Annotated in this window: 20 protein-coding genes and 1 tRNA gene; 8 read left to right on the top strand and 13 right to left on the bottom strand. The window is 59.4% G+C overall.

The window, feature by feature from the left end:
- Nucleotides 1–1,866: 1,866 nt before the first annotated feature.
- From EXQ56_11900 to EXQ56_11875, 6 genes are all read right to left on the bottom strand, one after another.
- A tRNA-Ser gene (locus tag EXQ56_11900) sits at nucleotides 1,867–1,956 on the bottom strand.
- Nucleotides 1,957–2,117: 161 nt separating this feature from the next.
- Nucleotides 2,118–3,125: a dipeptide ABC transporter ATP-binding protein gene (locus tag EXQ56_11895; protein ID MSO21137.1), complete on the bottom strand. Its 1,008-nt coding sequence runs from the start codon at nucleotides 3,123–3,125 to the stop codon at nucleotides 2,118–2,120.
- Nucleotides 3,125–4,210 (bottom strand): ABC transporter ATP-binding protein, encoded by a 1,086-nt coding sequence (locus tag EXQ56_11890; GenBank protein MSO21136.1) that lies wholly within the window; start codon nucleotides 4,208–4,210, stop codon nucleotides 3,125–3,127. The genes EXQ56_11895 and EXQ56_11890 overlap by 1 nt, the downstream gene beginning before the upstream one ends.
- Before the next feature lie 24 nt (nucleotides 4,211–4,234).
- Nucleotides 4,235–5,767, bottom strand: coding sequence for an ABC transporter permease (locus EXQ56_11885; GenBank protein MSO21135.1), 1,533 nt, complete (start codon nucleotides 5,765–5,767; stop codon nucleotides 4,235–4,237).
- Nucleotides 5,768–5,770: 3 nt separating this feature from the next.
- Nucleotides 5,771–6,775: an ABC transporter permease gene (locus tag EXQ56_11880; protein MSO21134.1), complete on the bottom strand. Its 1,005-nt coding sequence runs from the start codon at nucleotides 6,773–6,775 to the stop codon at nucleotides 5,771–5,773.
- Between the two features lie 20 nt (nucleotides 6,776–6,795).
- Nucleotides 6,796–8,721, bottom strand: a complete 1,926-nt coding sequence (locus tag EXQ56_11875; protein ID MSO21133.1) for a hypothetical protein — start codon at nucleotides 8,719–8,721, stop codon at nucleotides 6,796–6,798.
- 394 nt (nucleotides 8,722–9,115) lie between these two features.
- On the opposite strand from EXQ56_11875, the gene EXQ56_11870 reads away from it, so the two are divergent.
- A complete protein-coding gene (locus EXQ56_11870) occupies nucleotides 9,116–10,378 on the top strand; it encodes an inositol-3-phosphate synthase (GenBank protein MSO21132.1) in 1,263 nt (420 codons plus the stop codon).
- Between the two features lie 101 nt (nucleotides 10,379–10,479).
- The gene (locus EXQ56_11865; GenBank protein MSO21131.1) at nucleotides 10,480–10,830 is read left to right on the top strand and encodes a four helix bundle protein; all 351 of its coding nucleotides are present in this window, start codon (nucleotides 10,480–10,482) and stop codon (nucleotides 10,828–10,830) included.
- A 101-nt stretch (nucleotides 10,831–10,931) separates the two neighbouring features.
- On the opposite strand, the gene EXQ56_11860 is transcribed toward EXQ56_11865, so the two are convergent.
- Together EXQ56_11860 and EXQ56_11855 are read right to left on the bottom strand one after the other, a co-directional pair.
- A complete protein-coding gene (locus EXQ56_11860) occupies nucleotides 10,932–11,477 on the bottom strand; it encodes an arginine decarboxylase, pyruvoyl-dependent (GenBank protein MSO21130.1) in 546 nt (181 codons plus the stop codon).
- A 229-nt stretch (nucleotides 11,478–11,706) separates the two neighbouring features.
- On the bottom strand, nucleotides 11,707–12,579 hold the full coding sequence (locus tag EXQ56_11855; GenBank protein MSO21129.1) for an IclR family transcriptional regulator: 873 nt from the start codon (nucleotides 12,577–12,579) through the stop codon (nucleotides 11,707–11,709).
- A 36-nt stretch (nucleotides 12,580–12,615) separates the two neighbouring features.
- On the opposite strand from EXQ56_11855, the gene EXQ56_11850 reads away from it, so the two are divergent.
- On the top strand, nucleotides 12,616–14,178 hold the full coding sequence (locus EXQ56_11850; protein MSO21128.1) for a phenylacetate--CoA ligase family protein: 1,563 nt from the start codon (nucleotides 12,616–12,618) through the stop codon (nucleotides 14,176–14,178).
- A gap of 301 nt (nucleotides 14,179–14,479) precedes the next feature.
- The gene (locus EXQ56_11845) at nucleotides 14,480–15,643 is read left to right on the top strand and encodes an aminoacetone oxidase family FAD-binding enzyme (GenBank protein ID MSO21127.1); all 1,164 of its coding nucleotides are present in this window, start codon (nucleotides 14,480–14,482) and stop codon (nucleotides 15,641–15,643) included.
- A gap of 23 nt (nucleotides 15,644–15,666) precedes the next feature.
- Here the strand turns inward: EXQ56_11845 and EXQ56_11840 are convergent, their stop codons facing one another.
- Complete coding sequence (locus EXQ56_11840) at nucleotides 15,667–17,262, bottom strand: amidase (GenBank protein MSO21126.1); 1,596 nt, start codon at nucleotides 17,260–17,262, stop codon at nucleotides 15,667–15,669.
- 45 nt (nucleotides 17,263–17,307) lie between these two features.
- On the bottom strand, nucleotides 17,308–17,976 hold the full coding sequence (locus tag EXQ56_11835) for a DUF480 domain-containing protein (GenBank protein ID MSO21125.1): 669 nt from the start codon (nucleotides 17,974–17,976) through the stop codon (nucleotides 17,308–17,310).
- A gap of 203 nt (nucleotides 17,977–18,179) precedes the next feature.
- Between EXQ56_11835 and EXQ56_11830 the strand changes: the two genes are divergently transcribed.
- The 3 genes from EXQ56_11830 to EXQ56_11820 are packed head-to-tail and all read left to right on the top strand — an operon-like array spanning nucleotide 18,180 to nucleotide 20,752.
- Nucleotides 18,180–19,235: a hypothetical protein gene (locus EXQ56_11830; GenBank protein MSO21124.1), complete on the top strand. Its 1,056-nt coding sequence runs from the start codon at nucleotides 18,180–18,182 to the stop codon at nucleotides 19,233–19,235.
- A gap of 10 nt (nucleotides 19,236–19,245) precedes the next feature.
- Entirely contained in the window at nucleotides 19,246–20,289 is a 1,044-nt protein-coding gene (locus EXQ56_11825; GenBank protein ID MSO21123.1) for an HD domain-containing protein, read from the top strand.
- On the top strand, nucleotides 20,261–20,752 hold the full coding sequence (locus tag EXQ56_11820) for a PilZ domain-containing protein (protein ID MSO21122.1): 492 nt from the start codon (nucleotides 20,261–20,263) through the stop codon (nucleotides 20,750–20,752). Before EXQ56_11825 ends, EXQ56_11820 begins: the two co-directional genes overlap by 29 nt.
- Before the next feature lie 423 nt (nucleotides 20,753–21,175).
- Here the strand turns inward: EXQ56_11820 and EXQ56_11815 are convergent, their stop codons facing one another.
- From EXQ56_11815 to EXQ56_11805, 3 genes are read right to left on the bottom strand one after another with little or no spacing between them, the layout of a single operon-like run.
- Nucleotides 21,176–21,583, bottom strand: a complete 408-nt coding sequence (locus tag EXQ56_11815) for a hypothetical protein (GenBank protein ID MSO21121.1) — start codon at nucleotides 21,581–21,583, stop codon at nucleotides 21,176–21,178.
- 58 nt (nucleotides 21,584–21,641) lie between these two features.
- Nucleotides 21,642–22,985, bottom strand: a complete 1,344-nt coding sequence (locus EXQ56_11810; protein ID MSO21120.1) for an MFS transporter — start codon at nucleotides 22,983–22,985, stop codon at nucleotides 21,642–21,644.
- 27 nt (nucleotides 22,986–23,012) lie between these two features.
- Complete coding sequence (locus tag EXQ56_11805) at nucleotides 23,013–23,780, bottom strand: spore coat protein (GenBank protein ID MSO21119.1); 768 nt, start codon at nucleotides 23,778–23,780, stop codon at nucleotides 23,013–23,015.
- Between the two features lie 568 nt (nucleotides 23,781–24,348).
- Between EXQ56_11805 and EXQ56_11800 the strand changes: the two genes are divergently transcribed.
- Nucleotides 24,349–25,219: TonB-dependent receptor (locus EXQ56_11800; protein ID MSO21118.1), on the top strand; the 871-nt coding region annotated here is incomplete at its 3' end.

Here is a 25,219-nt window from a genome sequence, read left to right as displayed (position 1 = left end):
CGCGTGTAGGTCTTGCTTGGAATGTGAAAGGCGATGGGAAGACAGCGATTCGAGCTGGATTCGGCATCTTTAATGTCATGCTCCTCGGCAATTACCTGCAGTCGGTCTCGCGCAAGAACCCCCCTTATTCTGCTACCCTAAACGTTTCCCCTGCAAGTTTTAATCTGGCTGCGGCGGGCAGCTACGCTCTGGGTGTTGCCCCCTCGATACTGACGAGTACATTGAGCCCGAGCACCTTTAGCGAGTTTATTCAGTGGAACCTGAATCAACCGTATGAGATGAAGTTCAACTTGTCAGTCGAGCGGGAAATCGCCACAAACTTTTCTGCAACCTTGGGATATCTGGGAAGCCGGGGCACTCATATGATGCAGAAGATGGATGCCAATGCCGCCCCGCCGATTCTGGTGAATGGGCGCCCTTTCGTGGCGGCCGGAACACCACGGCCGAATCGAAATAATGGCGTATCCACGTACAGCACTTCCGACGCAAAATCTTTCTATAACGGTATGCTGATGGAAGTGAAAAGGCGCTTTGCTAAAGGTTTTCAACTCCAAGGGTCCTATACTTGGTCCAAGACCATTGATGACGGCACGACGGGACTGGGTAACGCGGACTTCGCAGAAGGCGTACGATCACAACCCTATAACCCGAAATCGGACCGGGGTCTTTCTGCTCTGCATTTGGGCCAGAATCTGGTGATCAATAGTCTGTGGACGCTTCCGTCACCGGTTAGTTCTGGTTTTGCTTCCTACCTGCTGGGCGGCTGGCGGATTTCGGGCATTTTCTCGACATCTACGGGGTCGCCTTATTCAATGAATGTCAGCGGCCGAAACGCCCCGGATCTTTCGCGCAGTACAGGGGGGCAGCGCACCGACCTAGTTGGCGGCCGCAATAACAAAAACATCACGTCGGGAACGACTGCTGGTTGCACCTTTATAAACGGAGTCCCGGGTCCAATCAGCGCCACTGGTACGAGCGCTAACACCGTCGCGGCTGGCCAGAAACTGGGAACGCCGGACCTTTATTTTGATCCCTGCGCGTTCTTCTTACCGCCGACTGGTTTCTATGGCAACCTCGGTCGCAATACCCTGCTTGGCCCCGGTTTCAAAAATGTGGATTTCAGCTTGACGAAGAGTACCCCCGTCCGAATTAGTGAAGGCAGCTTGCTACAGTTTCAAGCCGACTTCTTCAACCTGTTGAACCATCCGAATTTCGGGAAACCGAGCCATTCTCTACTTAATGCGGGAAATCGAAATGATCCGTTGGTTAGCGGAGCGGGTCAGAGCACTACCCCAGCCGGCAGTGAGCGACAAATCCAGTTCGGGTTGAAGTTGATCTTCTAGCTAAGAGGGGTCTTCAGTCGAATTGTTGTGGCGGAAAGCGGAGACCACCGCAAGCAATTGTTGGCAGCACGCTCCTAATCTGGTACTTCCGCTATCTACTGTTGTTGGAGTCCATATAACACCATAATATTCAATACGTTACAGGAGAAAATGCTCTTTGCAGGTCTGAAGTCTGGGAAATATTGAATAACCCTTTGTATATGTTATGGATATAGGAGGCTTAACAACACTGGATGGCGGAAGCACCGAAAAATGGCTATAACTCATTGATAATATTGGTCGGGGCGAGAGGATTTGAACCTCCGACCCCCTGGTCCCGAACCAGGTGCTCTAGCCTAACGCTCCGACTCTCGGAACCGGACTCCGCCTTTGCCGAGCGGAGAAACAGCGGCAAGATATAGGGCGACGCGCCTTACATCGACGATCTCCGTAGTCCGGTTCGAGACCGACCTGCATGTTTTCCCGGCCAAATCCTTCAGTTTTGGGCGGAGATTCTCCCGAAGTGCAGTATTGGCTGACTCAATGGCGGAGAGGGTGGGATTCGAACCCACGGTAGAGTTTCCCCTACACACGCTTTCCAAGCGTGCTCCTTAAACCACTCAGACACCTCTCCTCGTTGCTGCTCATGCGCCCTGCTTTGCGTCGCGTGGGAATATACCGCGCTGCGCAGCAGCTTTCAGTTCTATTGATTTTAGGATGCTTGCGGAGATTCCGCAAGTTTGTCGCGATGCCCAACCACCTTTAACAGTGGCGCGCTGGCAAATGATGCGCCTGCTACGCTCGTTGCGCTGGACCGGCGATCTGATAAAGGTGGCAGGCAACGGTGTGCTGCGGGCCCTGCGGAGTAACAACCGGAGTTTCCACTTTGCAGATGTCCATTACCTCGGGGCAGCGCGTGTGGAAGGGGCAGCCGGGCGGCGGATTGAGCGGCGTGGGCACATCCCCCATCAACACCGCGCGCCTCTTTTTTTCACCCGGAGCGATAGACGGCACCGAGGCCAGCAGCGCCTTCGTATAAGGATGCAGTGGATTCGAGAATATCTCGCTGCTGGTGGCCTGCTCGACGATGCGGCCCAGGTACATCACCGCCACGCGGTCGGAGATGTGTTCCACCACCGACAGATCGTGCGCGATGAACAGGTACGATAGCCCCAGCTCCTGCTTGAGATCGGCGAGCAGATTGATGATCTGCGCCTGAATGGAAACGTCCAGCGCCGAGACCGGCTCGTCGCAGACAATGAAGCGCGGCTCCACGGCGAGGGCGCGCGCGATGCCGATGCGCTGGCGCTGTCCGCCGGAGAATTCGTGCGGGTAGCGATGAAACTGGTCGCGGTCGAGACCGACGCGCTCCAACAAATTCTGGGTGCGCTCGATGCGCTCGTCCTTCGAGTACATGCCGTGCGCGACCATGCCTTCCATCACGATGCCGCCGACGGTCATGCGCGGGTTGAGCGACCCGTAAGGGTCCTGAAAGATGATCTGCATTCGCTTGCGAATCTGGCGCAGCGGCTCGCCTTCCAGCCCCAGTATCTCCGTACCGTCGAAGGTCACTTGCCCGGCGGTCGGCTCGATCAGGCGCAGGATGGCGCGGCCCGTGGTGGTCTTGCCGCAGCCGCTCTCGCCCACCAGGCCCAGCGTCTCGCCGTGCTTCATCTCGAACGACACGCCATCGACAGCCTTGATCTGCGCTACCGTGCGCCCCAGCAAGCCGCGCTTGACGGGATAATGTTTCTGCAAATCGCGGACTTCCAGCAGCAGGTGATTGTTGTTGGATGGACTCATTAGTGCGCAGCCCCTCCTGCAGCGGCCCCGGAAGGAGAGCTGCCAGGCAGCGTCAGTTGGATCTCTCGGCGCTGCACGCGGAGGCACGCGGAATTATGTGTAGGGGCGACTTCCGCAAGCGTGGCATCCGTGCCACGGCACAACTCCGACGTGTGCTCGCAGCGCGGATGGAAGCGGCAACCATCGGGAAAATGAATCGGGTTGGGGACCGTGCCGGGTATCACCGTGAGCCGCTGTTTCTTCATCCCCAGGCGCGGGCGCGAGTTGAACAGGCCCACGGTATACGGATGCTGCGGGCGCGCGAACAACTCACTGGTCGTCGCCGACTCGACCACGCGGCCGGCATACATCACCGCGACGTGGTCGGCCAGATCAGCCACGATTCCCAAATCATGCGTGATCATCAGGATGGACATGCCGAACTCCTGCTGCAGGTCCATCAGCAATTCGAGTATCTGCGCCTGAATGGTCACGTCGAGCGCGGTGGTGGGCTCGTCGGCGATGAGCAACTTCGGACAGCAAACCAGCGACATGGCGATCATCACGCGCTGGCGCATGCCGCCGGAAATCTGGTGCGGGTACTGATGAATGAGCGTTTCGGCGGAGGGAATCTTCACGCGCCGCAGCATCTCAATGGTCTGTTCGCGCGCCTCGGCTTTGGAGACTCCGCGATGCAGCAGTACGGCCTCCATGATCTGATCACCCAGCGTGAAGACCGGGTTCAGCGAAGTCATCGGCTCCTGAAAGATCATGGAAATCTGATTGCCGCGCACCTTGCGTATTTCGTCCTCGGACAGCGTGAGCAGTTCGCGGCCCTCGAGTTTGATGGAGCCTTCGATGATCCTGCCCGGCGGCGATGCGATCAGGCGCAGGATGGACAGCGCGGTGACGGATTTTCCGCAGCCGCTCTCGCCCACCAGGCCGAGCGTCTGGCGGGCGGGAATCGAGAAGCTAACGCCATCGACGGAGCGGGCCACGCCGCGGTCTGTATAGAAATAGGTCTTCAGCCCGCTGACTTCCAGTAGCGGAACATCGGTTCTGGTAGCGCAGTTGATTTCGACGCCACGGATCGATTGAGTAGCCATGCAGCCGGATTCCTCTTGTGAAACTCACACTTTCAGGCGCGGATCGATTGCGTCGCGCACACCTTCGCCAATCAGATTGTACGCTGTAACGGTGGAGAAAATCGCCAAGCCGGGAAACAGCGTGATCCACCAGTAGCGGAAACTCTCGCGCGCCTCGTTCAGAATACCGCCCCAGCTCGGTATGGGGATGGAGATGCCGAAACCGAGGAAGCTTAAAGACGACTCGATCAGAATCGCCGAGGCGATGCCGAAGCTGGCGGCCACCAGCACCGGCGCGAGGCCGTTGGGCAGGATGTGCCGGAAGATGGTGCGGCGGTCGGAGACGCCGAGGCCGCGCGCGGCCAACACGAACTCCTGGTCGGCCAGGCGCAGGAATTCCCCGCGCACCAGGCGCGCCTCCACCGTCCAACTGGTGATGCCGATGACGATCATGATGTTCCACATGCTCGGCTGCAAAAACGCCAGCACGGCCAGGATCAGAAAGAACGACGGGAAGCACTCCATGATCTCAATGGCGCGCGAGATAACCAGGTCCACCCAGCCGCGGAAGTAGCCCGCCAGCGCGCCGAGGAACACGCCGATGGCCACGTAAATCGCCACCGCCACGAAGCCCACGGTGAGCGAGATGCGCGCGCCCCAGATCATGCGCGTCAGCAGGTCGCGGCCGTTGCCGTCCGTGCCCATCCAGTAACGAGCGCCGGGGGCGATATACTTGTCCGCCAGATGATCCTCGTTGATGCCGTAGGCCACGGGCGGAAATAGCGCGAAGTCCATCTCGATCTGCCCACTCAGTATATCTCTCTTGTAATCGAGTGAGTCAAACACCGGCGGATGCGCCGCGCGATGCAAGATGGCCATTACCAGGGGTACGCCGAGTAACACAAAAAGTAGCACCCTCTTCGATGGTAAGGAGGAAGGCGGAAGAAACATTCGAATTGCTGCAATTGCAATCAGTAGAGCGGCAAACCACAGCAGGAACGCATCAGTGAGTCCGAGTGAGTCCAGCACCGGCCAGTAGTAATGGCGATCCAGAGTTACTTTCTCCGGCGCAAATGCGGTAGCAATCTCCTCGCCGACCTTCTCTACATTCACCAGCCGCGTCGCGCGATCTTCCGGGAGCGCCGACAAGAAACCGTCCACTTGCGCGCGATACGCGCCGATCCACTTCCTGTCCGCGCCCTCGAACGGCAACTGGCTGGCGATGAACTGGAGTTGCCGCTCGACGGTCTGCATCCGGAATTCGACACCCTGCGGATCGGAAGCAGCGTCCGGCCCGGCGGTTCGCAACAAAGCGATCAGCTCCGGATGCCCGCCGCGCTTCCATTCTTCGTAGCGTTGCGTATAGAGGCCGCGATACGCGCCGCGCAAAACGATCGGCTTGTTATCGGCCAGGAATGGGGCCAGGATCGCAAGCAGAAACAGAGCCAGGACAAAAAAGAACGCGACCATGGCAATGCGGTTGCGACGGAACTGGCGCAGCACCAGTCCCCAGTAGGTCTCCGGCTTCGAGGAAAGCATCGCCATGTTGGCCAGTGGATTCGTCAGTGAACTCGCCATGGGCTATTCCGCCTCCAGCGAGATGGTGGGATTTACCAGCGCGTACATCAGGTCGGAGATCAGCAGGCCGATCAACGTGAGAAACGCGGCGATGGTCGAGATGGCCATCACCACGGGATAATCGCGCGACAGAATCGCCTCGAAGCCCAGCAGGCCCATGCCCGGAATGGTGAAGATGCTCTCGATGATGACCGAGCCGCCGAGCATGGCGGGCAGCAGAAACCCGAGCAGAGTGACAATGGGGATCAGCGAATTACGCAGCGCGTGCCGATAGATGACGGCTTTCTCGGAAAGCCCCTTGGCGCGCGCGGTGCGGATGTAATCCTGGCGAATAGTCTCGAGCATTCCGGCGCGCATCTGCCGCGAGACGTAGGCGAGGCTCCCGTAGGTCAGGCAAAACACCGGCAGGACTAAATGCCAAACCCGATCTTTTAGCCAATCCCACGCGCCCAGCTTATCGGCGTCCAGCGCGCTGATGCCGGAGATAGGAAACCAATGCAGAAAGTCGCCGCCACCCACGAATAGGATTAGTGCGGTAGCCACCCAGAAACTCGGCAGTGAGTAGAGTACGAACAGCGCGACAGTAGTCACTTTATCGGCGGTGGTTCCCTGATGAGTCGCCGAAAATATGCCCAGCGGAATCGCCAGCAGGTAAGTCAGAAACAGCGCGATGATATTTAGTTGCAGCGTTATCGGAAGCCGTTCGATAATTTTTTCAGTAACTGGGCGGTTGTCCTTATAGGAGCGCCCAAAGTCGAGCGTGGCAATCTTGGCGACCCACATCCCGTACTGGACATAGATCGGCTTGTCGAGCCCAAACTCCACGCGGGTCTTCTCGATGATGGCCTTGGCCATCTGCTGATCGACCATGCCGCCCGAGGCCGCGCTGCCCAGGCGCATGGCCGCCGGATCGCCCGGCGCGAGCCGCACGATGGCAAAAGTGATGACCGTGATCCCAAACAGCGTGGGGATCATCAGCAGAATTCTTTTCAGCAGGTAGGTTCGCATGAGGCTAGCGGCGCGGCTCTCTAAATCGACTTGCCTTTCGGTATGAACCACTCCGTCAGATCGTAGCCAGGCCGCGTCTTGTAGAACTTCACGCCGCGGTATTTCTTGTCATAGGCGCCCAGCTCCGGCTCCATCCACAGAAAATGGTAGGGCTGGAGTTCGTCAATCACGCGGTGAAACTCGAAGAAAATTTTCTGCCGCTTCTGGTCATCAATCTCGCGGCGCGACAATTCAATCAGCCGGTCCACGTCGGCATTGACCAGCCCCACATAGTTGGAGCCGCGATTGGTGGCTTGCGAAGAATGCCACAACTGGTAAGGATCACCGTCCACACTATTGGCCCAGCGCAGCGTGCAGGCGTCGAAAGCGTAGTCATTCACATTTTGAATGAAGGTGGCCCACTCGAGCGAGCGCACGGTCATCTCAATCCCGAGTTTCCGCAGATTCTCCTTCATCAGCGCGGCGCGGCTCTCATAACTTTCATCGCAGCAAGGCAGCAGGAACTCGAAGCGAAACGGCTTGCCGTTCTTATCGCGCAGCCCGTCTCCATCGCGGTCATACCAGCCGGCCTCCAGCAATAATTGCCTGGCCTTCTCTGGATCATAGGGCTGCGGCGCGATGCCGTGATCGTAGGCGGGACCTAGTGCGCTTTCCGGGCCGGTAACGATCACGCCGCGGTCGTGCATCAGCTCCCGCTTGTACTCGGGGCGGTTGAGCACGCCGTAGTTCATAGCCTGCCGAACGCGCACGTCATCGAATGGAGGCCGCCGGATGTTCCATCCCGTCCACTGGAAACCGCCGATGTAGTACTGGACTTTGGCGAAGCGCGCGAGAAACGCGGGGTCATTCGTTTCGCCATCAAACTGCTCGGAGTTGATGCGCCGGGTAACGAAGTCCACTTCGCCGTTCTTGAGGGCTTGCAGAGAAGCCACATCGTCGGTGATGAAGCGGAAAATCAGGCGATCGATGTGCCCCTGATGCGCTTTGTTCCAGTAGTCGTCGTTACGCACCAAAACGATCTGCTGACCGGTATCCCAACGCTCGAACTTGTAAGGACCGCTGCCCATCGGCTTGCGGTTGTATTCACTCTCATTGAAACGCTTGCCGAAGGCCTTGGGGTCTTTGGCCTGCAGATTATCCGCATCGTAGAGGTGCTTGGGAAGTACTTCCTGGCCGCCAACCACCGTTCGCGCGTACCAGTATTGCTTGCCATAAGTAACCCGGAAGGTGTACTTGTCAACAATTTCATAATTCTCGACTTCGTTCAGGTAGGTCCGCTGGTCCGGCGCATCCACATGCTCATTGAGGATGGTGTCGAAGGTGAACTTCACGTCATCGGCGGTCATGGGCGTGCCGTCGTGGAAGCGTACATCCTTGCGCAGGTAGAAAGTGAAGGCCACGCCGCGGCGAACCTCCTTGACGTTGGCGCGCGGGATGCGCAGCGTGTCGCCCTCCGAAGTTACGATTAGCACATCGCCCTTGCCCTCGCCCGCCGGCTCGCTGGACTTGCCGCGCTCACGCGTGCCATCACTCTTCAGGACCACATCCTCTTCCGTCCAGCGCTCCGCCAGATTGCCTTTCCACTCGAGCGTCTCGTCATCGCGGTCCAGCAGAGTCTCCACGACATAGGCGCCGATGTACTGCGAATAGGCGTCGGCATTGGCCAGCCAGTTGTTCATGGTCTGCGGCTCGGCGTTGAAGCGCGCGATGATCTGCCCGCCCTTGGCGGGAACTTCGTCGCCGGTAGCCTCATCGTTGAACTCGTCAACAGGCACTTTGCCGATCACCTGAATGTTGAGCGGCGCGGCGGTTTTTTCAATGGAGTTTTTCGGGGAGGATTGAAAGGACGAGCGGTCATAGGAGCAGGCGGCGAGCCCGCCAAGTAATGTGGCGAAGCTCACTGCGAATGCGGCGCGCAAAATCGCGGCGCGGGATTGCATTTTCATTTGTCCACCTTCCCCAGCGCGAAGCTCGACGAGCGGCAGTTTTAGCCTATTCCAGCGCGGGCGGAACCATTATATTCGAGGAATCCGGTCTGATGGCAAGCAAATCCCCATCTGCTTGTAAGGCATTTCTCCGCAACGTGAATCGCGCCTTCCCACCGCCCTTCGGCAAACTACCGCTTCCTTCGCGCCGCAAGTTCCCATAGAATGGCCTATTGCGCCGTGAGCGGCCAGATGGTCTATGTATCGGCTGTGTCGGTGCGCGCTGAATCTTACTTTTCCCCCTGCGGAAAATGACGAAAACGACGAAAACGAGGACATCATCGTGGCCACTAAGTTCGCAACCAGCAAGTCGCAATTTAAAATCGCCAAGCCGCAAGGCAAGCTCGGCGTATTGATGCCGGGCATGGGCGCCGTCGCCACCACCTTCATGGCCGGCGTGGAAGCCGTGCGCCGCGGGCACGCCAAGCCCATTGGTTCGCTGACGCAGATGGGCACCATTCGTCTCGGCAAGCGCACCGACAAGCGCGCGCCCATGATAAAGGACTTCGTGCCGCTCGCCGGGCTGAACGATCTGGTCTTCGGCGGCTGGGACATCCGCAGCGACAACGCCTATGAGATCGCGGCCAACGGCGGCGTGCTGGAGCAGCGCGACCTCGACAAGGAAAAGAAGTTCCTGAAGGGCATCAAGCCCATGCCCGGCGTCTTTGACCAGCATTACGTCAAGCGGCTCTCCGGCACGCACGTCAAAAAAGGCAAGAACAAGATGGACCTCGCCAAGATGGTCATGGAGGACATCGAGAAATTCAGCGACAAGAACAAGCTCGACCGCATGGTGATGGTCTGGTGCGGCTCGACCGAGATTTTCTTGAAACCCGGCAAGGTGCATCGCTCGATTGAAGACTTCGAGCGCGGCATGAAGGCGAACGATCCCGGCATCGCGCCCAGCATGATCTACGCTTACGCCGCAATCAAGATGGGCATCCCCTACGCCAACGGCGCGCCCAACCTCTCCGCCGATTTCCCAGCGCTGAACGATCTGGCCAAGGAGAACGCCGTGCCCGTCTGCGGCAAGGACTTCAAGACCGGCCAGACGCTGATGAAGACCATCCTCGCGCCGGGGCTGAAGGCGCGGCTGATCGGCCTGAACGGTTGGTTCTCCACCAACATCCTGGGCAACCGTGACGGCGAAGTGCTGGACGATCCCGGCTCGTTCAAGACCAAGGAAGAAAGCAAGCTCAGCGTGCTCGAGCACATTCTCCAGCCGAATCTTTACCCCGATCTCTACAAAGATTTCACGCACCTGGTGCGCATCAATTATTATCCGCCGCGTGGCGACAACAAAGAGGGCTGGGACAACATCGACATTTTCGGCTGGATGGGCTACCCCATGCAGATCAAGGTGGACTTCCTGTGCCGCGACTCCATCCTCGCCGCGCCGCTGGTGCTCGACCTGGTGCTCTTTCTCGATCTCGCCAAGCGCACCGGAATGCGCGGCATCCAGGAGTGGCTCTCCTTCTACTTCAAGAGCCCCATGCACGCCCCCGGCCTCTATCCCGAGCATGACCTGTTCATCCAGTTGATGAAGCTGAAGAACACACTGCGGCATCTGCGCGGGGAAGAACTGATCACGCATTTGGGGCTGGAGTATTACGACTAGAAGAGCAGGGAGTGGGGTGTTGGGGGTAGGGTGTGGGAAAGGCTTCGGGAAAAGCGGGGCCGTTGCAGTCTTATCGCGATTTGCGTGTTTGGCAGCTTGCGATGGAATTGGCGGCGGGTTGTTACAAACTGACCCAACTATTCCCGAAAGCCGAGCTTTTTGGACTGACTTCGCAGATTCGCCGCGCCGCTTGTTCGATAGCCGCCAATATCGCCGAGGGCTATGGCCGTGGACATCGCGCCGAGTATCTCCAATTTCTTCGCATCGCCCAAGGCTCCCTCAAGGAATTGGGAACTCATCTGCTGATTGCAGTCCGCGTAGGAATTAGTTCCTCTGCAAACGTTGAGACGTTGCTACTTGATTGCGAAATCGAGGGAAAGCAATTGGGAGCGCTAATCCGTTCACTACAAACAATCCGCATATCTCAAAGCAACACCGAACGCTCCGCGTAATCAGAACCGATCCTGCCCACGCAATGCCTGCCCACGCACCGGACGGCCGCGCAGCGCAGGTTTCCCCACTCCCCATACCCAACACCCCACTCCCCCCGATTTTACGGCAGTAAAATCGCCGTGGAGATCACCGTGGTCCACCAGCCCTTCTTGTGGCCGACGGCGGATTGGGTGATGTTCATGGTGCGGACGATCTTGTTCGAGATGCGGTAGATTTCCTTCTTCTCGTCCCAGCTTTTGTCGGGATCAAAGTCCACGTCGAGGGTGGTGGCCAGCATCTCCGCGGCGAGTTCCTCGGCGTAGTCGCCAGCCTCTTCGTCCGTCTGGCCGAAGGAGTGGTGCTCGGAGAGATAACCGTACTGGCGGCGGTCGGCGGGCAGCGCCAGGCCTACGCTGGCCGCGATCAGGCGATGCGGCTCCTTCGTCCGATTCTGGGCCAGCACGGCGAAGACCACCTCGCCGGCCGAGAGATGCTTCAAACCAGCCGTGCGCGTGATCAGTTTGCAGCCTGCCGGGAAGATGCTCGAGACATGCACCAGGTTGCAGGCCGCGATTCCGGCGCTGCGCAGCGCCAGCTCGAAGCTGGTCAGCTCCTCGCGATGCCTTCCCACACCCTTGGTAAGAAATAATTTTTTCGGCAGAAACATGGTTCGCTCACCCCTAGTCACCCAATATATGAGTTACCTGAAATTTTGTTATTTACAATTCCGGCAACCACTCCGGTTTATCTTGTGAGCGAGGGCGCTCCAAGGGTTGCAAACAAAATCAACGTCCAATCCTGAAACGTATCAGAAGTAATTTGACCAGTAAAGGATTATTTGGATTATGACTGCGCTGCCGCTGTCATGTTTGCGTAATGTATGGATTTACGCGCACCTATATTCCTTTGCCGCGACCGCCGAGCGACTGGCTGATCTGGCGCGCCGCGCCCTTCACGCGATCAATCACCAAGGTCAGCCGCTCGCCCCTGGTCAACTGCGCCGGGCCTGTCAGGCTCACCGCCGCAACCACCTCGCCACGGCCAGAGCCTTCGCGGCCGGCACGGCCGGCGCCCACAGAAGATCCATCAGAGAAGATCGGAGCAGCCACGCAGAGGATACCCGGCGTGTTCTCTTCATCATCCACCGAGATGCCCATCTCGCGAATCTTCTTCAACTCCAGCTTCAGCTTCGCTGGAGAGATAATAGTTTTTGAGGTGAAACGCTCCAGTTCGCGCCCAGCCAGAATACTCTCCAGCGCCTCGTCGCTCAGATACGCCGCCAGCGCCTTGCCAACCGAGGTCGAGTGCATCGGCATCCGTCGGCCCACCCATGTGTTCACTTGAATGAAGCCCGGCGAGGGCACGCGCTCGATGTACACGGCCTCGGCGCCATCGAGTACGGCCAGATGCGCGGTAGTCTCCGACTCGGCGACCAGACGCCGCAACACGGGCTGCGCGGCCTCCCGCACGCCGAGCGAACGCAGCGCCTGCCCGCTCAACTCCACCAGCTTCATGGTCAGCCGGTAATAGCCCGCCGCGTCGCGCCGCACATACCCGCGCCCCAGCAGCGTATGCAACAGATAGCTGGTCGTACTCTTCGGAATCTTCAATTTGCGCGCAATGTCCGTGGTGCTCCACGGATGATTCTCCGTCGCCAGCAGCTCTAGAATCTGTAAACCGCGCAGCACGGCATTGACGCGCGGGGGCACGCGCGGCGCGCGACTGGACATTTTGCTCACTGACTCGCCGATAGGCTTGTTGGCTGGCATGGCCTTCAGAGTAGTGAATCCCGCCCGGTGTCGTCAATGGCAAGGCTGACGGATCAGACACTTCAGCCCAAAGCCCGCGCCATCCCAAAAACCGGGATGACGCGTCTACCAGAGCAAATGCGCGGGCTCCGAGCTTTGGTAGCCGCGTCAAGTGATTTTCTTGGCGTGGGGTTTTCTCCGTATAATTCTCTAATGCACCCAGCCGAGAGAGATGACCCCAACGCCGCGCTAGGCATGGAACCCATCGAGCGGGCCAGCCGCGCCGAGATTGTGGCGCTGCAAGAGTCGTTGCTGCGCGCGGCTGTCGCGCGCGCGTGGGAGTCGGTGCCCTTTTACCGGCGGCGCTGGGAGGCGGCGGGCATCCGGCCTGGCGACATTCGCACGCTGGATGATTTTCTGCGTCTGCCCATTGTCTCGAAGACGGACTTCGACGCGGACCTGCTTGCACATCCGCCCTTCGGAAGTTATCAAGGCAATGCACAAGAGCAGGGCGCCCATAAAATTTCAATCGCGCGCATCCACGCCAGCTCCGGGACCACCGGCGACCCGCGACCCATTCTCTGCACGTTGAACGATGTCGAGCGCATCGCGCAGCTCTCCGCGCGACGGCTGCGCGCGCAGGGCGTGCGGCCCGGCGACTTGTTGCAGGTGACGCTGCCTTACACGCTCTACATTGGAGGGACGATTGCTCTCGAAGGCGCGATGGCGCTGGGCGCGGGTGTCATCCCCACCGGCACGGGCGCGATGACCCACTCGCGGCGGCAGGTGGAGATCGCGCATCGCTGGCGGCCCACGGTGCTGTGCGCCACGCCGTCCTACGCGCTCAAGCTGGCCGACACGGCGGCGGCGATGAAGCTTGACCCCGCGAAGAATTTCGCGTTTCGCATGATTTACGTTACCGCTGAAGTGCTCACGCCAGAACTACGCCGCGAAGTGGGCGAGCGCTGGAACGCAGAGGTGTTCGACAACTACGGCAGCGTCGAGGCGGCGGCTTCCACTTATGAATGCGCCGCGCATTGCGGCTGGCACATCTCCGAGGACGCCTATATTTTCGAGACGGTTGACCGCGTTACCGACCAGCCGGTCGCGGCTGGTCGGGACGGCGTACTGCTGATCACCACGCTGTTCCGCGAAGCCGCGCCATTCTTCCGCTATCGCGTGGGCGACATCGTCTCGATTGACTCGCAGCCCTGCGCGTGCGGACGCACTTTCCGCCGCATGAGCACGGTAAAGGGCCGCGCCGACGAGATGCTCAAGTTGCGCGGCATCAGCGTCTACCCCACGGCCATCGAGCGCGTGCTGCGCGGCTTCCCTGAGTTGGGGCTGGACTGGCAACTGGTGGTGGATAATAAGCTCTCGGCCCACGAAGCGGTGGTGGAAGTGGAGGCGGTAAACGGCCTCACGTTTGCCGAGCGCACCGCGCTGGCCAACCGCGTCGCCGATCACTTGAAGGAGACCATCGGCGTGCTGCCCGAGGTCGAGATATTCGATCCCGGCACGCTGTTCCCCAACCCGGACGACCGCGCCAAAGTAAAAACCAAGCGGGTGATTCAGCGCCAGAGCAAACCACGCAGCGCGCCGCCGCTGTGGACGGACTAGTTAGAAGCTGTCGCGAAGGCCATTTCGAGGAACCGTCAGGGTACGACTTTATTCGTGCCGAAACGGTCCTCCTAACCCTAGGGGTTTTAACCCCTGAGGTGCGTTTTAGTATCCGGCAGGATTGATTGGCTCGGCAGCGCACCCCAGCGGTTGAAACCGCTGGAATGCAGCCAATTGGCGGCACGACTGAAGTCGTGCCCTGACGCACTTCAAAGAGGATTTTGCAACAGGTTCCAACGTGCCCTCTCAGCCCACTCATCAATTCGACGTGATCATACTCGGCGCGGGCGCCGCCGGACTGATGTGCGCCATCGAAGCGGGCCGGCGTGGCAAGCGTGTTGTAGTCCTGGAGCACAGCGAGCGCGCAGGCAAGAAAATTCTCATCTCCGGCGGCGGACGCTGCAACTTCACCAACATCCATTGCCGGCCTGAGAATTTTCTTTCCGCCAATCCCCACTTCGCCAAATCCGCGCTGGCGCGCTACACGCCTGCCGACTTCATCGCGCTCGTCGAAAAGCACGGCATCCGCTATCACGAAAAAACACTGGGCCAGCTTTTCTGCAACCGCTCGGCGCACGAGATTACCGCCATGCTGGACGCCGAGTGCCGCGCTGCCGGCACGAAAATTTTCTGCAATGCCCGCGTGCGCGAGGTTTCCCATACGACTGAGTTCGTGGTGCGCGCAGAGGCCGCTGAGTTTCGCGCGCCCGCGCTGGTGGTGGCCACCGGCGGATTATCAATACCCAAGATTGGCGCGACCGGGATCGGCTACGACATCGCCCGCCAGTTCGGAATGAAGATCGTTCCCACGCGCCCCGCGCTGGTGCCGTTTCTATTCTCGAAGAAAGACATGGCGCGCTACGGCGACCTCGCCGGAGTGGCCACGGAAGTTGCCGCGTCGGCTGGCGAGCACGCCTTCCGCGAGAAGATGCTCTTCACGCATCGCGGCCTGAGCGGCCCTGCCATCCTCCAAGCATCGCTTTACTGGCGCGCAGGCAGCCCAGTGCGGATGGACTTGGCGCCCGAGCAGGCCTTGGCGGCTGCATTACTGAATATCGCCAATCCCACGCGCGCCGCGCTGCGCAAGCAACTGCGCCCCATCCTGCCCAACCGGCTGGCGGATCGCTGGATGGACCTGCACGCGCCTGCGAGCGGCTCACCTGGGCAATTCTCCCAAAGCAACGCACAGGCCGCGAAGGCAGTCTTGAGCAACGCCGCGCTGCGCGAGTTCGAAGCTGGGCTGCATGAATGGGTGATCCTCCCAGCGGGCGACGAAGGATACGAGAAGGCCGAGGTAACCGCCGGCGGCGTGGACACCGGCGAGTTGAGCTCCACCACGATGGAGAGCAAAAAACAGCGCGGCCTATTCTTTATCGGCGAAGTGGTGGACGTAACTGGCCAGCTAGGCGGCTACAACTTCCAATGGGCCTGGTCCTCGGGCGCCGCAGCCGGGCGGACAATATAGATTCAAGGAGTGCTCTGCCCTGGCTACGGCTCACCCGCCAGAGGCGGCGTTGAATTCGGTGGTTTGCGATGATGCGTGGCCTGTTCAAATGAGTAGCCGAGCCGGAGCAGCGTTCCCTCGGAGAACTGGCGACCGAGAAACTCGATGCCCACCGGGAGCCCTTCGGGGGTAAACCCAGCGGGCACGGAAAGCGCCGGGAAGGCCAGCACCGGGGCGAGGCGACGATTGTTGCCGAGGTCGGCCAGCTCGGCAGGATTGGCGATGTTGACCGCGTTGGGTGGGATCACGCGGGGCGAGTGATCAAACGTGGCGTAGATCAGCGCGTCCAGCCGATTGTCCGCCATCAATTTCAATATGGCTTGGCGAAGCTCTTCGCGGCGTTGCATCACATTGAGGTAGCCCGGATCGTTGGTCGTCTTGCCGATATTCGTAATCAGCCGCGCAGAGCGCGACGGAACAACCCTTCCTGTGATGAGAATTTCCCGTAACGTTTTGATCGGGGCGTTGGAATGGGCGGCCAGATAAAGGTCGGTGGCTTGCTCGGTTTCGTAGACATTGTCCAAGAATATCCGGTCGACCTTGGTCTGGATATCAGGCAGAGTGACAGGATCAACGACCTCCGCGCCTTGCGCCTTCATCTGCGCAATGGCGTTGTCGATGACTGCCCGGACCTGCTTGTAGTCATTTGCGGTGGGGTTGGCGTTCTGATCAAGCGGGTCGCGCAACACGCCAAGGCGCGCGCCCTTCAGTCCGTCGGCTTTGAGAAATGTAGTATAGGTAGCGGGCACCTGCGTCGCGGCGTATGCGGTAACCGGATCGTTGGGATCGTAGCCGGCGATCACGTCGAGCAGCAGCGCGGCATCACGGACCGTACGAGCAATCGGCCCGAGCGTGTCCTGCGTCGGAGTGGCGGGCATCATGCCGAAACGGCTTACCAGCGGCACACTGGGACGCAGCCCCACGGCGCTCCCATAAGCGGCCGGTCCACGAATGGACCCACCGGTGTCCTCGCCGATCGCCACAACGGCGAAGTTGGCAGCCACGCCCGATCCGCTGCCGCTGGAAGAACTGCTCGGGCTGCGCGAGGGATCATAGGCGTTGCGCGCAATGCCAAAACCAGAACCCACGTAGCCGGAAGCGAATTCGCCCATATTGGTCTTACCCATGATCAGCGCACCGGCCGCGCGCAGCTTCTTCACCACGGTCGCATCGCGCTGGGGAACGAAATCCTTGAAGAGCACGGAGCCATAGGTGGTGGGCATATCGCTGGTCTCCACCTGATCCTTAACCAACACCGGAATACAGTGCAGCGGGCCAACTGAACCGCCGGCGCGATAGGCTGCGTCAAGCCGGTCGGCTTCATCCAGAGCGCGGCGGTTGACGGTTTGCAACGCGTTCAGCTTCGGCCCCGCCTGATCGTAGGCTTCAATGCGCTTCAGGTAATGGCCGACGAGTTCGCGGCAGGTGATGCGCCTGGCCTTGAACGCGGCGTGAATCTGGTCAATGGTGGCTTCCTGCAAGTGGAAGACCTCGGGCGGCGTCTGCGCTGCTGCGGTGGCGACAGAGATCAACAGGAACGCGCCTGCCGCCCCGGCAGTCTTGATGAGCTTGTTCGGCATAGCCACCTCCACGTTTCGACTGGACCCAGACGTGCCACCCACAGTCTAGCTGAACTGGCTGCGGAAGTCGGCGAGCTGTTGCTGCATCTCGCCCACTTCGGTGCGCAGCGCGGCGACTTCTTCTTCCAGCTTGACGATGCGCTCGGCATCGGCGGAAACAGGGGCGGACACCGCCACGGCGGTTTCCCATGCTGACACGTCGATATCGCCGCAGAGCAGATGCGCGTAGCGCGACTCCTTCGTTCCGGGCTGGCGCGGCAGCACCTTGGCCTGCGACGGCTCGCGGCGCATCAGCAGATTCAGGCCGCAATGGACCTGATCAAGACTCTCGAACTGGAACAGCCGCTCGGCGCGGCCGCGCAGCTCGCCGGGCGTCTGCGGGCCGCGCAGCAGCAGGACGCACATCAGCGCGTACTCCATGCGTTGATAATTAAACGCCTCGCCGAGGCTGTGCTCGTACTTCGCGACGCGGCTGTCGGCGGAGCTGGTGCTGCCGGCCATCCGCAAGTCGCTCAACCCGCGCAGGGCGTCGCGCACGGCCTGCTCGTCCAACTCTATCACCGGATCGCGGTTTGATTTCTGATTGCACGCATTGGTCAGCGCGTTGAGCGAGAGCGGATAGTTGTCCGGCGTGGTGGCTTCCTTCTCGATCAGGCAGCCCAGCACGCGCGCTTCATTGTGGGTTAAGAGCTTTTCATTTATTGGAGGTGGCATAGCAAAAATTATACCTGACTACCCCGAAAGGTGAGCCTGGTAGCGTCCTTAAGTCCGAGCCTCTGCGTACCTCTGTGTCCTATGTGGTTGAGAGAATTGGAACCACAGAGGACACAGAGGTACGCGGAGGCACCCCAACGGGCCATTACCTTAACCTAAAAGTGATTGCGGGACGATGGAGGGTCAACTATACTGAATTTGCCATGAAAACTAATAGTTATTCCCTTATCCGAAAAATTTCTTTCGTCGCGCTGGCGATGCTGATTGCCTTCGGCATTGCGGGCGTAACCCGCGCTGAGGTGATTGAAGAAATCATCGCGCAGGTGAACGACCGCGTGATCGTGCTCTCCGAGTACCGCCGCAGCCTGGACAGTCTGCGCGGCGAGTTGCAGCAATCCGGCGCCACGGGCCTCGATCTGGAGGCGCGTTACAAGGAGCAGTCGGCCAACGTGCTGCGCGAGTTGCTCGATCATCAACTGCTGGTGCAGAAGGCCAGCGATCTGGCGCTCAACGCGGACACGGATGTGATCAAGCGACTGGACGAGATCCGCCAGAACATGAAGCTGGAAAGCATGGAGGCGCTCGAAGAGGCCGTCACCAAGCAGGGCATGGTTTATGAAGACTTCAAGTCCAACATGCGCGACAACATTCTGACGCAATGGGTGATCCAGCGCGAAGTGGGCGGCCGCGTGCAGATCAAACCGGAAGAGATCAAGGCGTACTTTGAAGCCAACAAGGGCGAGTTCACCCGGCCCGAGGGTGTAACGCTGGCGCAGATTTTGGTCGCCACCGAAGAGAAGAAGGAAGAGGAGTTGCCCGCGCTGCGCAAGCGCGCCGAAGAGTCGCTCGAAAAAGCCCGCGGCAAGGACGGCGACTTCGCCGCGCTGGCGCGCGAGTACTCCGACGATGCCACGGCCAGCCGAGGCGGCGAGATCGGCTTCATCGAAAAAGGCTCCATGTCGCCTGAACTCGAAGCTGTCGTCGCCAAACTCCAGAAGAACGACGTCTCCGACATCATCGAAACGCGCTTCGGATACATGATCCTGAAGCTGCTCGATCGCTCCTCGGGCGGTGAGCCGCAGTTGAGCGAAGTGGAATCGCGCGTCCACGAGAAGCTCTACCTGCAGCGTGTGCAGCCGGCCCTGCGAGTGTATCTCACTCAGTTACGGACGGAAAGCTTCATCCAGGTAAAGGGCGGCTACGTCGATTCCGGCGCGGCTCTCCCGGTAACCGCGGCAGCGGCGCCCGCGGCTCAATAGTCGACCATTCATGAAAGAACTTTACGTCCGCGACCTCCAGCCCAACACCGTGATCGTCTCGGCCTTCCTGGTCCAGACGAAAGACCTGCGCTACAAGAAAACCGGCGAAGGCTATCTCTCTCTGATCCTCTCCGACAAGTCCGGTGAGATGGAAGCCAAGATATGGGAGAACGTCGCCGAACTGCTACCGCTGTTCGAGCGTGACGACTTCGTGAAGGTGAAGGGCGCGGTGCAGGTCTTCCGCAACAAGCCCCAACTCACCATCCATCGCATCAAAAAAGTTCCCGACAATGATGTGGACGTGGCCGATTTTTTCCCGCACTCCGAGCGCGACCCCGAAGAGATGTGGCAGGAGTTGCAGGCGGTGGTGGCCAGCCTCGACCGGCAGCCGCTGCGCGATCTATTCGGATTGATCCTGGGCGACCCAGAAATCGCCGACCGGCTGAAGCGCGCTCCGGCGGCCAAGTCCATGCACCATGCATTTCTCGGCGGACTTCTGGAGCATGTGCTGTCGCTGGCGCGGCTGGCGCGGCTGGTGTTGCAGAACTATCCCACGCTCGATGGCGACCTGGTCGTCAGCGGCGTCATCCTGCATGACCTCGGCAAAATTTACGAGATGTCCTACTCGCGGTCCATCCAGTACACCTCGCACGGCCAGTTGCTGGGGCACATGATTCTGGAGATTCAAATCCTCCACGACAAGCTGCGCCAGTTGCCGGAGTTCCCGAAGCGGCTGCAGATTCTGCTGGAGCACCTCATCATCAGCCACCACGGCCAGTACGAGTTTGGCTCGCCGAAGCTCCCCATGTTCCCCGAGGCGCTGCTGCTGCACTACATTGACGACCTCGACTCAAAGCTCCAGGGCATGCAAATGCTCATCGCCAAGGACGCGACCACCAGCGGCGAGTGGACCGGCTACCTGCCCTCGCTGGGCCGCACATTGCTGAAGGTCCAAAACTATCTGGCCAATGAAGATGCCGACAAGAAGGCCGGTGAAGACGACCTGACCGCGCCCGCCAGCGCCGATGGCGATGACTCCGGTGATGATGAGTAGTTTACTTGTGACAGTGCCGCGCGCGTCAGCGAGCGGACCGGGTCGTCATCATGCCACAATACCCTCATTGGCGTTCGGCATTGATGTTCGACGTCTTACAGGAGCACAGCGATGGACCAGGAGCACAGCGATGATTAACGATCAGCGGCGGCAGCACCGCATCGGCGTCTCGCTGGAAGTCCGCATCCGCGGGCGCAACGCGGCGGGCGCTGAGTTTTCCGAATCCACGACCTCAAGCGACGTCAGCCGCGGCGGCTGCTCCTTCCCTTGCACTCACGACGTGCCCGTCGGCAGCGAGATGGATATTGAAATTTACCGCCGCAACACCGGGTCCTTCGGCCAAGCGCCGTTTCTGACGCGCGGCGAAGTAATGCGCCAGTACACCACCGAAGACGGCGCCAAGATGATCGGCATCCGCTTCATCGGCCCGCAGTTCCCCACCTACTCGAGCGAAGACGCATAAGCGCGTGACAGTGCCGCGCGCGTCAGCAAGCGGACACGGTCGGCGGTGTACGATGCCCGAACTGGAAAACCAGCGCCTGAATTCATGCCGTGCTGTGACAGTAAACATTGTGGCAGCGCAAACGTGTCCGCTCGCTGACGCGCGCGGCACTGTCACGCATAGGGTGGGAACCGACAAGTTGGGCAGGTTGTCAACAGGCTTTTAACATTGTCATTCCGAGCGCAGCAAGGAATTTGCTTTGCGCCATGCGGAAAAAAGCAGATTCCTCGCTGCGCTCGGAATGACACTCACTAACAGTTTTCCAACATACGCTTTCCCTGATTTCCAACATACTGTTAGTGGTATGTGCAAGGTGACAGTTACTCAGCTTCGTCCCCCACTTACTACTTCTGACTCACTACTAGCTACTCACTAGTTTGGGACTTATTCCCCTACTAAGTCGAAGCTGCTGGAGCCGGGCTTGCGGACGGTGGAGAACAGGGCCTGCCACTCCGGGCGGCGCTTGGATTCCGAGTAGGCCCGCTTGGACTTGAGACTATCGAACTCCAGGGCGATGGCGTGAGTGCGCTTCTCTCCGTTGAATTCAACGTCGGAACCGAGCTTGCCCGCCCAGATGCGCTGCAGGCCAGGGAACATGTCGGGGAGCTTGGCGAGGCCAGCCTTGAAAGTGTTGAACTCGGCCTGCGTAAGCCCGTCCTTGGCGGTCCATGCAGCACAGTGGATCATGGACTTCTGTGTCTGGAAGTCTTCCTTGCCCACGGCCCAACCGGCGAAAAACAGTCCAATGGCGGCCACTGATAGGAAGGTGTTGCGGCTCATTACGGTCTTCATGGTGTGATCTCCTTAGATTGAAATAATAGGACTGAACTTGTGAAACAGGTTGCATGGACTAATCGTTACTCACTGACTTCTGTATATTACCAGTCTGCGGGTGAAGGCGCAGCACTACGATACCGCCGAGGATCAATGCGACGACAATGCAACTGAGTCCCGTAGCGGTGGAACCTGTTCGTTTCTCGAAGAAACCCAGTACGTAGGGTCCGGCAAAGCCGCCCAGATTGCCAATGGAATTAATGAAGCCGATGGACGCAGCCGCGGCCGCCTGCGTGAGGATGGAAGTGGGCAGCGCCCAGAAGGTAGGTGCGAAGGTCCACATACAGGCCATGGCGATGATCAGCATGATCATGGCGGCCATGGTGTTGGAACGCAGCGCGACGCTTAAGCCCAGCATGGTCCCGGCGACGAACATGGGGATGGCGGTATGCCAGCGACGTTCGCGACGGCGGTCCGACGACCAGCCGACGAATAGCATCGCCAGCAGCATGAACACATAGGGAATAGCGGCAATGATTGAGACACTCAAGTTACTCATCCCCGAAAGCTGCTTCAGCATGGTAGGGAACCAGATGCCGATTCCGTAACTTCCAGTTACTGCGAGGAAGTAAGTCAATGCCAGCAGCAGTACGGGCGTCGAGCGGAGCGCTTGTAGGATTGATAAGTGCTGGCGGCTTTCCTTCTCGCGCTTCTCACGCTCCAACTCACCGATGATCCAGGCTTTCTCATCATCAGGCAACCAAGCGGCCTGCTGTGGGCGGTCCGTGAGATAGTAGAGAGTAACGAATCCAAACAGTACGGCGGGCAGGCCTTCCAGAATAAAGATCCAGCGCCAGCCCTCGATCCCCCACCAGTTGATGCCGAGTATGAGACCGGAGACCGGCGCTCCGATGATGTTGGAGACGGGGATAGCGGACATGAACAGCGCCACGGCCTTGGCGCGATCCTCCGCGCGGAACCAGTGAGTAAGATAAACGATCATGCCCGGGAAGAAACCTGCTTCGGCCATGCCCAGAAAGAAGCGCGCGGCATAGAACTGCGGAGCGGTATTCACAAAGCCAATCACTATGGTGGCGATGCCCCAGCTAATCAAGATGCGCGCGATCCACTTGCGGGCGCTCCAGCGCTCCACTAGAATTGCGCCCGGTATTTCCAGCAGGAAGTAGCCGATAAAAAAGATGCCTGCGCCGAAACCGAATACCTCGGGCGAGAAGCCCAGGTCGGCGGTCATCTGCAACGCGGCATAGGAGACGTTGACGCGATCCAGAAAAGCGATGATGTACAGGATGAATAAGTAAGGAATGATACGGCGGGTGATGCGGCGCAGCGCGCGCGCGCCGACACCAGATGCCGACCCGCCACTCTGGCCAGTCATGGAACCAATTTGATGATCGCTCAAAGGTCCTCGCTTTTATTATACGATGAGCTACTTAAGCGCTGGCGCATTCCCGGCGGACTGTAGTGCCTCGACTGACTCGGCGACTAAGTTACTTGCCACGCGAAGTGACTCAAAAGTACCCGCGTCAGTCCACCAGCCATCGAGTACGCTGTGTGTGAGTTTGCCTTCCGCCAGGTAACTGTTATTCAAGTCAGTGATCTCCAGCTCGCCGCGGCCCGAAGGGGCCAGTGTCTTGATGCGCTCAAAGACACTCGCGTCGTAGAAGTAGATGCCAATGACAGCGAAGTTGGATGCTGGATCGGCGGGCTTCTCCTCGATGCGGATAATGCGGCCAGTCTGCTTGCCGCCTTCAAACACCGGCACTCCGAATCGGCTGGGGTCATGCACTTCCTTAAGGATAATGTGCGCGCCATCGGGCTTCTTGCGTACTTCATCGACAATATGGCCGATAGGCTTCTCGATAATGTTGTCACCGAGGATCACGCAAATGGGTTCGCCATCGGCGAACGGTTCGGCCAGGCGCAGCGCGTCGGCGATGCCGCCTTCTCCAGCTTGATAAGCGTAGTTCAGCAGACGCAGGCCGAAGGCCTCGCCATTGCCGAGGAGGCGAAGAAAGTCTCCGGCGTTCTGTCCGCCGGTTACGAGCAGTATCTCGCGAATACCCGCGTCCACCAGCGTGCGCAACGGGAAGTAGATCATCGGCTCGTTGTAGACAGGCAGCAGATGCTTGTTGGTAATCTTGGTGAGCGGGAGCAGCCGCGTGCCTAAGCCTCCTGCCAGAACCACACCCTTCATGAACCCTCCCCATCCCTCGCTGGGCCAGAATATCAGCATACCTCAAACTACCCGGCGGCGATCCTGGCGGCGGGCAGCGAAATCTTCCAACTATACCACCATGCCCCCCCCCCACGACATGACCACCGCCGCGGAATCATGCACTGGCGCTGTGCCGGGCGGCGGGAAGTCGGCTCGCCCGGCTCAATTTTAAATTCGGAACAATCCCGGCCATATGACAAAACATAATAGTGGTTGACAAGCCGCAAGTTCCGGCAGAATACGGCCGCTAGGTTTTGATTCATGTAGGTCAGAAAGTCCGTTCGAAACCGTAGCGGACTGAAGAATCAGGGAGGAAACCATGTAGGTTCAAATTCGGTCAGGCATCAGGAATCTGGGGTTGTCAGTTCTGTTCTCCATGCTCGTGGCGGGGACAGCCGCGTTGTAGGCGCAGGAAACGGGCGGCACGCTCACCGGCACGGCGAAAGATCCAAGCGGCGCTGTCATTGCAGGCGCCGCCGTTACCGCGACAGACAAAGATTCTGGACGTACGTTCAATGCTACGACGGATAGCTCGGGGACGTTTTACGTGCGCTCCATTCCGCCCGGCGTGTATTCGGTGAAGTATGAAATGACCGGCTTCGCGCCGTCCGAGATCGCTAACGTGAGCCTCGCGCTGGGCAAGACGCTGCGCGCGGACATCAGCTTGCAGGAGGGCCAGTTCGAGCAGGCCGTTACGGTCGTCGAATCCTCTCCGCAGATCGACTTGACCAGCACGACGGTGGGGCACACAATCTCGGCAGACGAGATCGCGCGACTGCCGAAGGGACGCAGCTTCCAAGCCTTGCTGCTAACTTCCCCGTCGGTTACTTCCGGCGTGGACAGCTTCGGCAACATCGTGGGCATCGAGGGCGGCTTCCAGGTGAACGGAGCTTCGAGCGGCGAGAACCAGTTCAACATCGACGGCATCTCCACCAACAGCGCGGTCAATGGCCGCTCTCGCCAGAACGCGACTCTGGAGTTCGTGAAGGAAGTCCAAGTGAAGACCGGCGGCGTGGAAGCCGAGTACGGCAGCGCGATGGGCGGCGTGCTCAGCGCGGTTACCAAAAGCGGCGGCAGTCAGTTCCACGGCAGCCTGTGGTACTACCTCGCGGGGAATAAGCTGAGCGCCGGCCCGATCCAGCGCCTGCTATTGGATCCCGTTGATATTACCAAGGTCAGTTATGTTCAAGAAGACAAGAACAAGGACAACCGCAACGAGTTCGGTGGCGACTTTGGCGGCCCGCTAGTGGCGGACAAGTTTTATTTCTATGTTGCCAGCTCCCCGCAGTGGCGTCGCCGGGCAAACGATTACTTATTCAATAACGGCAGAGAACCCGCTACATTCGAGCAGAAGCAATTGGTACACAGTTCATTTGGCAAGGTCTCCTTTGATCCAACATCCCGCATTCGCACTAACT

This window comes from Acidobacteriota bacterium, assembly GCA_009691245.1.
GTDB lineage: Bacteria > Acidobacteriota > Terriglobia > 2-12-FULL-54-10 > 2-12-FULL-54-10 > SHUM01.
This window is presented reverse-complemented; position numbering and strand designations above follow the sequence as displayed.

Excerpts from the sequence above, each read along its gene's own strand:
- EXQ56_11895 (MSO21137.1), bottom strand. The coding sequence starts at position 3,125 with ATGAGTCCATCCAACAACAATCACCTGCTGCTGGAAGTCCGCGATTTG.
- EXQ56_11890 (MSO21136.1), bottom strand. The coding sequence starts at position 4,210 with ATGGCTACTCAATCGATCCGTGGCGTCGAAATCAACTGCGCTACCAGA.
- EXQ56_11885 (MSO21135.1), bottom strand. The coding sequence starts at position 5,767 with ATGGCGAGTTCACTGACGAATCCACTGGCCAACATGGCGATGCTTTCC.
- EXQ56_11880 (MSO21134.1), bottom strand. The coding sequence starts at position 6,775 with ATGCGAACCTACCTGCTGAAAAGAATTCTGCTGATGATCCCCACGCTG.
- EXQ56_11875 (MSO21133.1), bottom strand. The coding sequence starts at position 8,721 with ATGAAAATGCAATCCCGCGCCGCGATTTTGCGCGCCGCATTCGCAGTG.
- EXQ56_11870 (MSO21132.1), top strand. The coding sequence starts at position 9,116 with ATGCCGGGCATGGGCGCCGTCGCCACCACCTTCATGGCCGGCGTGGAA.
- EXQ56_11865 (MSO21131.1), top strand. The coding sequence starts at position 10,480 with ATGGAATTGGCGGCGGGTTGTTACAAACTGACCCAACTATTCCCGAAA.
- EXQ56_11860 (MSO21130.1), bottom strand. The coding sequence starts at position 11,477 with ATGTTTCTGCCGAAAAAATTATTTCTTACCAAGGGTGTGGGAAGGCAT.
- EXQ56_11855 (MSO21129.1), bottom strand. The coding sequence starts at position 12,579 with ATGCCAGCCAACAAGCCTATCGGCGAGTCAGTGAGCAAAATGTCCAGT.
- EXQ56_11850 (MSO21128.1), top strand. The coding sequence starts at position 12,616 with ATGGCAAGGCTGACGGATCAGACACTTCAGCCCAAAGCCCGCGCCATC.
- EXQ56_11845 (MSO21127.1), top strand. The coding sequence starts at position 14,480 with ATGTGCGCCATCGAAGCGGGCCGGCGTGGCAAGCGTGTTGTAGTCCTG.
- EXQ56_11840 (MSO21126.1), bottom strand. The coding sequence starts at position 17,262 with ATGCCGAACAAGCTCATCAAGACTGCCGGGGCGGCAGGCGCGTTCCTG.
- EXQ56_11835 (MSO21125.1), bottom strand. The coding sequence starts at position 17,976 with ATGCCACCTCCAATAAATGAAAAGCTCTTAACCCACAATGAAGCGCGC.
- EXQ56_11830 (MSO21124.1), top strand. The coding sequence starts at position 18,180 with ATGAAAACTAATAGTTATTCCCTTATCCGAAAAATTTCTTTCGTCGCG.
- EXQ56_11825 (MSO21123.1), top strand. The coding sequence starts at position 19,246 with ATGAAAGAACTTTACGTCCGCGACCTCCAGCCCAACACCGTGATCGTC.
- EXQ56_11820 (MSO21122.1), top strand. The coding sequence starts at position 20,261 with ATGGCGATGACTCCGGTGATGATGAGTAGTTTACTTGTGACAGTGCCG.
- EXQ56_11815 (MSO21121.1), bottom strand. The coding sequence starts at position 21,583 with ATGAAGACCGTAATGAGCCGCAACACCTTCCTATCAGTGGCCGCCATT.
- EXQ56_11805 (MSO21119.1), bottom strand. The coding sequence starts at position 23,780 with ATGAAGGGTGTGGTTCTGGCAGGAGGCTTAGGCACGCGGCTGCTCCCG.